The following is a 6,062-nucleotide window of genomic DNA, read 5'->3' on the forward strand; positions in this document are numbered from 1 at the left end:
CCCCGCCCGCGATCGTAAGGCATTTGTTCGTCTGCGCGTTGCGGATCTGGAGTTTGGGCGGCTCCATCTGCTTGAGGACCCAGGTCTGCAGCGGCTCGTCCTTGCAGGTTGTCTGAACGGCAAGGATGTTGTTACCGGCATTGCCGTCCTGGATCATCAGGCACTTCAGCGTCTTCGCGTTGGCCAGCAGCACGTGCCGACCGTCGAAGCCGTGATCCTTCGGCCAGAGTAGGTACCCGACAGCGCCGCCGACGGCGAGCAGCATGACCAGCCCCACCACGACGGCCCACCATGGGAAGGGCGTCCGTTTGACTTCGGGTTCGGCCAAAGCTGCGATGTTGAAGGAAATCGCCGGCCCTTCGGCGAAATCGGTATCGGGCGCCGTTTCAGAGATGACGCGCAGGCGGAAGGTCTGGTTGCCGGCGGATGCGCCACCCGGCACCTTGACGGCTGCGGTCACCGTCAAGGTCCCGCCCGCGTCGATGTCCTGCTCGATCTCGAGCGGTGCGGTTGCCGGCGCGTCGGCGAGCGCGAACCACTTTGCCTCCGCCCCACCCAATGGCTCGACGCGGATGCGTGCGCCCTGCTTCCGGCTCGACGTGTTGCGAAGCGTACAGCGCACGCTGCCGACCTGCTCCCGCGTGTCGGGCGTGGCAGCAAGATCAAGCGAAGTCGGGCAATCGGCAAATTCGAAGGTGGGCAATCAGACACCTCATGCGGTGTTGGGGATAGACGTCGATCGTCTACGATAGAGGCGCGGCATCAGGCTTTGGCTCCGGCCGCATCGGGAAAGATCAAGGGGCGGTCGATAGGCGTTCGGCCCGACGGCTGGAACCGGGTGAGCAGGTCGTAGGCCATCAGCAGTGCGGCTCCGCCGATCAGATGCCAGAGCGCGTGTGGCTGGACGGCCCAGTCAGGGCCGCAGAGGAAGTGTTGCGTCACGACCTGTGTGCCGTCGGCCTGCGTCTCGCTCTTGTACCCGTCGCCGAGGCGGAACAGCAGGCCGAGGCCGAGCAGGACGACGATCAGCGGCAACTGCCAGCCCAGTTGAAGACCGTCCACCTTTTCGGCGCCGGTGATCACCAACATCAGCTGGATGATCAGCAGCACGACCATGATGGCGAACACGGCATCGGAATCCCAGCCGAACTCCGCCTTGATGAAGATGCCGAGGATCGGAATAGCAAGAGCGAGGAAAGGAACGGTGATCCAGACAAACGTGCTCAGGACCTTCTCGCCGATGAAGCAGAGGACGCCGAAGCCGGCGACGACGAGGCTGAGGACGATGAAGGGTATGAGGCCGCCCATGCCGAACATGATGGTAACCACAATCCCGAGCGCCACGAACAGCCCCCCGCTGATGAGAAGCCACAGAAGTGGAATCTTGAGCGGTTCCGGGCGTTGCATCAGCACATAGGAGGCATAGGTCGACAGCGACAGCAGCGCGGCGTAGACCCAGGCGACGTCGACGATCTGCGGAACGCCGTGCCCCAGTGTGGCGTGATAGAGGGCGCTCATCGCGCCCAGCACCACCAGGTTCGCGCCGTACATCAACCCGGCCCAGGATCCTGCGCGCAGGAGGATCAGCGCGCCCGCCAGCACATAGCCGGCATTGGACAAGGTGTTTTCCACCTCGGCCATCCAGCTGCGGTCGACCGGCCGCTCGCACTGGTCGGAATGGTAGGCGTAGAGCCCGAGATCGTCTCGCGGATAGACGGTGTCGTTATGGTTGAAGATCGCGATGCCGGCGAGGAAAGCGAAGAACACCAGCATTCCAAGCGAAACCCCCACTCCCCAGGACAGGCCCCGCGGTGGCTGAAATCCGATCATGATGACAACAACCTCCTGCGGTGTGCGCGGCTCAAGCGGGACGAAAGACGAGCTCTGAGGTAACGAAGGCGGGTTTCCAGTTTTCGACGACGCGGCGCGCGAGTGCCTCGTGCCGTCGAGCGGCGTCCGGCAGCTCGACGCGAAGGTGGAAAGGCTGTGGTGTGCCGTCCTCGCCGACCGGGTTCTCGATGATCTCGACCGACCCGGTGCCGGTGGTGATCATGAGCATTGCCCTCAGGGTGCCGGCGGTGCCGCGGGCCCTCGCGAACCCGGCGGCGCGCACGATGAGATCGCGAAGCGCGCCAGGATCGATTGTGGTCGCCCGCGACGACGAGCGCTCGGGCTCGCCGATCAGCGTGCGCTCGAGGCCGACCCAGCCTGCAAGCAGCATGAGGAAACCTTCGGGCGCGCGTCGCGGATCGAACCAACGATCGAGATCGGCGAGGATCGCCTCGTCGGGCGACAGATGGGCGGCCATGACGGCGACGAGCGTCTCCAGCACGCTGCCGGGTGTGATACCGGACTGCATCGCCTCTGGCAGAAGCCGTGGGATCAGCCGCATGTCCAAGCCTCAGCCCTCCACCGCATTCTCGCGCACCACGGAGATGGCGTGCGTACCCGAGCAATAGAGTGAATTTGGTGGGAGCGGCGCGCGCTCGCTGAACTCCACCTGTCCGGCCACGGCGAAGCGCTGGCCACCGTCGCGACTCGCGAAGACGCCGCTGGCTGCGCCGGCCAGGACAAGCGGCGCCGACAGGCCGAGCGCGACGCCGGTGAGCGGGGCGAGCGTCTTGCGGTCCTCTTCGATCGGCAGGCCGCAGCCGAGTTGGGAGGCGCTCCACGCCGCCTCGGCTTTCCCCGTCTCGAGCAGCGCGATGCCTGAGCGGTTGGACGATGCGGCAACGAGGCCAGGTGCAAAGGCGAGCCCGGTGCAACTGCCGCCGTTCCAGCTTGCGCCGACCACCTTCCATCCCTCGGGATCGATGCCGTCGCCGCGGATCTCGACGCGGATGATGCCCTCGCCTGGCTCGCCGCGTTCGGCGGCGAGCGCCGCCCATAGGAACAGGCGGTCGCCCTCGCGCTGAAAGACGAGACGGCGCACGTCGCGTCCCTCGGCGCCGGGGATTGGCTGGAAGCTGCCCGCCCTGCCTCCGTCGAGCGAGGTCAGAACGCCTCGTTTCTCGCGCCGCGCAACCGCGATGCACGGTATGCCCGAGGCGAGACGAGCGACCGCCACCGCGTAGAGTCCGACACCGTTGTTGTCCTTGCTGCCGTGGTCGAACTCGTCGATCAGCATCGAACTCGACGCATCGCCGAGGCTGATGACTCGGAGCCCCTTGCGGCTGGCGTAGTAAAGCTGGGTGCGTGGTCCGTTCTTGAGACTCGCCACGTCATAGAGCTTTTCACCCTGCACCGTTTCGATCGTGCTCCAGCTCTCACCGCCGTCGCGTGACAGCTGGACAGTCGCGGCGTCCGAATCCTTGGCGGCGGTGAGCGCCATCAACACGCCCGGCTGCTCGGGGTCGCTGCGTACGGCAGTCACTTCGGCCTCTGGATCGGAGATGATCGTTGTCCAGCTCTCGGCGCTGTCGAGCGTGCGATAGAGGCGTCCGCCGGCAGCGGCATAGAAGGTGCGCGGCTGGCTCGGGTCGCGATGCAGGTCGACGACGTCGGCTTGGGGGCCCTCGTCGATCGTGAACGAAAGCTGCTCGGCAAAGCGTACGCCCGGCTCCGCCAGGATCGCCTCATAGACGTCGGAGGCCCGCAGCGTCTTGCCGAACGGCCAGAGCCCGTTGGGTGAGATCAAATCGTCCAGCCGTCTGAGAATGCGCAGCCGAACCGATCCGGGATCCTCGACCGGGGAGATCACGACGCGGGACGCGATGGACACGGGCCGGCAATGCGCCCACAGCACCTTCGTGCGCACACCGATCGGCCGGTAGTCTGCAAGGAGTGCGTCGATACGATTGCGCAGGAGGTCTGTCTGGTGGCTGCGAACGGTCTCCAGCGTTGCAGGCTCGCCCTGGCCGAGCGTCGGCACCACCCGGATCTCGACCATGCCCGGCTCGCCGAATACCCAGTGTTCTCGCTGGGCGTAGGCCCTCGCCCGAGATACTCCCCCGGCGAGGAGCGCGATGCGTTCGAAATCGCGCGCCGTTACCGCGCTCGAAAGGACCTGCACCGCCTCGTGTCCGCGCACCGTCGCGCGCTCCAGCGTTTCGCCGTCGTCGCCCCCGCTGGCCCGAGCGGCATTGGTCACGGCAAGCCCCGGAACGGGCTCGCGCAACGTCATCAGCGTACCGGGCAGGACATTGCCGGCCTTGCCGCCGCCGATGCGATACCAGGCTCTGACTTCGGCGCCCTTGGACGGGACTCTTCCCAATGTCGGTGAGCCGGCGCCGCCGAGCGGCGAGAAGCTGATCGTACCGGTCGCCCGGTCAAGTACATAGGCGCGGTCCGCATCGCCCAGACCCTGGAAGGACGAAACCTCGTTCCACACGACGAACGGTTTGTCGCCGAACTGACGCACCGCGATGTCGGGGTCGAGGCCCGTTGGGTCCTCCTCGACGCCCACGGTGACAGTCGCGAGGTCGGGCATGTGGCGGATCAGGGGCGCGCGCCTCAGGCGGAAGCTCTGCGCCGGCTCGCCGCTGCCTGTGCCGACGAGTTCGGCCTCGATGAGATCGGCATGGATCGCCTCGACCTCGACCGCCGTTGCTCCCGCTGCGACTTCGGCGTCGGCGAGCGTCGTAAAGGTCACCGCGCTTTGCGCGTCGGAAACGCGCGTTCCCGCCGCAATGGCAATCGGCTTGTCCGCGACGGGAGTAGTGCGCGAGAAGGTCAGCGTGACAACTGCGGCTGCGGGCGCCAGCATAGTAACGCCGATTAGGTTGAGCAGGGCGATGTGCACCTTCTCGGGCACCCGGTTCAGCCGGTAGAGCATGCTGTCGGTGAGAAACGCGAAAAGCTCTACCAGCACCATCCCGGGATCGCTCGGCGAGGTGTCGGTCCATTCGGGTGAGCGGGCGCGGATGATCTCGAGCGCTTCGCGCACCAGGTCGTCGTGCGAGCGATCGTCCAGCTTGGGCGTGGGGAATGCCATCAGCCCACCACCGGGGCGAGATCGACGGTGATCGCTAGGCTGTCTCGGCGCTGGCTCTCGCGCACGCGATAGTCGAGCCGGATCTCGAGCATGCTCTCGCCGGCGCCGTCCGTGTCGGCAGGACCTGCCCTGAGGCGCACGATATCGATGCGTGGCTCGAAGCGGCCGATGGCTTGCGAGACGTAGTGGATGGCCAGTCCCGCGGTGGTTGCGTCATTGGCCGCAAATACGAGACGATCGAGCGGGCATCCATAAGTGGGCCGCATTACACGCTCACCCGGCCGCGTCGCCAGCAGCATGATGATCGCCTGTCGGATGGCGTCGTCGCCCTTCACCATTGCGATGCCGCCGCTGGGCGAGGGATGGGGACCCGCGAGCACAATCGAGCCCGGCTCGTATCCGGCGCCAAGATGACGGAAGTGCCATCCGCTCGGTGCCATGGCTCAGCCTCCACTCGAGACGAATTGCTGAGCCACCGAGGTCACCGAGAACGGAGTGATACCCAGCTGACTCCAGTTGGTGCGGCCACTGGTGCTGTCGAGGCACACGCGTTTGCCGTCGATGTGGACAAAGGCCGAGTAAGAGGCGTCGTCGACCGACACTGTGGAGGTACAAGGCGGTGTGGTTATGGTCAGCATCGGGCAGCCGGAAATCGAGCGCTGGCGCGGATCGTTCTCGATCAGAAGCGGATCGTCGTCGACGCGTACCCAGTCCTGGCTGTTGACGTTGTTGACCACACCGCCATGAGCGCACTTGAGGATCGCCTTCCTGGTCAGCAAGAACATGGTTCAGCCCCGCTCGAAATTGATAAGGTCGGCGCGGAACGTGATGGTCTTGCCCGGTGCTTCGATAACGAGGTCGCCGGCAGCGGCAAGGCGCACCCGGCCCGGTGCGAGTTCGAGCAGGCTGCCGGCCGCGGTGGCGAGTCGCGCCGTGGCGCTGGTTGACGAGAGCTCGAGCCGCTGTCCGCCGCCGGTCCGGAACACGAAGGGTTGCGGCCGCTGGTTGGAGAAGCCACGCGGCAGGTCCTTGTCGCCATAGAGGCCGCCGAGCACGATACCGCGTGCCGGGTCCCCGTCCGGGCAAATGACCAGCACGTTGTCGCCTACCTCCGGAAACACCGCCACGC

The 6,062-nt window shown here is 66.1% G+C and carries 7 protein-coding genes; all 7 read right to left on the bottom strand.

Annotated elements, in window-relative coordinates:
- Positions 1-703, bottom strand: a 703-nt coding sequence (locus JF616_00240; protein ID MBW8886155.1) for an RICIN domain-containing protein, incomplete at its 3' end; no start/stop codon positions are given.
- Between the two features lie 59 nt (positions 704-762).
- The gene (locus tag JF616_00245; protein MBW8886156.1) at positions 763-1,773 is read right to left on the bottom strand and encodes a hypothetical protein; all 1,011 of its coding nucleotides are present in this window, start codon (positions 1,771-1,773) and stop codon (positions 763-765) included.
- A gap of 88 nt (positions 1,774-1,861) precedes the next feature.
- Entirely contained in the window at positions 1,862-2,398 is a 537-nt protein-coding gene (locus JF616_00250; protein ID MBW8886157.1) for a hypothetical protein, read from the bottom strand.
- A gap of 3 nt (positions 2,399-2,401) precedes the next feature.
- Positions 2,402-4,933: a baseplate J/gp47 family protein gene (locus tag JF616_00255; protein ID MBW8886158.1), complete on the bottom strand. Its 2,532-nt coding sequence runs from the start codon at positions 4,931-4,933 to the stop codon at positions 2,402-2,404.
- On the bottom strand, positions 4,933-5,373 hold the full coding sequence (locus JF616_00260; protein MBW8886159.1) for a GPW/gp25 family protein: 441 nt from the start codon (positions 5,371-5,373) through the stop codon (positions 4,933-4,935). The genes JF616_00255 and JF616_00260 overlap by 1 nt, the downstream gene beginning before the upstream one ends.
- Before the next feature lie 3 nt (positions 5,374-5,376).
- Positions 5,377-5,718 (bottom strand): hypothetical protein, encoded by a 342-nt coding sequence (locus JF616_00265; protein ID MBW8886160.1) that lies wholly within the window; start codon positions 5,716-5,718, stop codon positions 5,377-5,379.
- Positions 5,719-5,721: 3 nt separating this feature from the next.
- The coding region (locus tag JF616_00270) for a hypothetical protein (protein MBW8886161.1) at positions 5,722-6,062 on the bottom strand (341 nt) is incomplete at its 5' end.

The sequence above is a fragment of the Fibrobacterota bacterium genome (genome assembly GCA_019509785.1).
Taxonomy (GTDB): domain Bacteria; phylum Fibrobacterota; class Fibrobacteria; order UBA11236; family UBA11236; genus Chersky-265.

What these genes read in the sequence shown, in the direction of transcription:
- JF616_00245 (MBW8886156.1), bottom strand. Translation starts at nt 1,773, where the DNA reads ATGCTGGTGTTCTTCGCTTTCCTCGCCGGCATCGCGATCTTCAACCAT.
- JF616_00255 (MBW8886158.1), bottom strand. Translation starts at nt 4,933, where the DNA reads ATGGCATTCCCCACGCCCAAGCTGGACGATCGCTCGCACGACGACCTG.
- JF616_00260 (MBW8886159.1), bottom strand. Translation starts at nt 5,373, where the DNA reads ATGGCACCGAGCGGATGGCACTTCCGTCATCTTGGCGCCGGATACGAG.
- JF616_00265 (MBW8886160.1), bottom strand. Translation starts at nt 5,718, where the DNA reads ATGTTCTTGCTGACCAGGAAGGCGATCCTCAAGTGCGCTCATGGCGGT.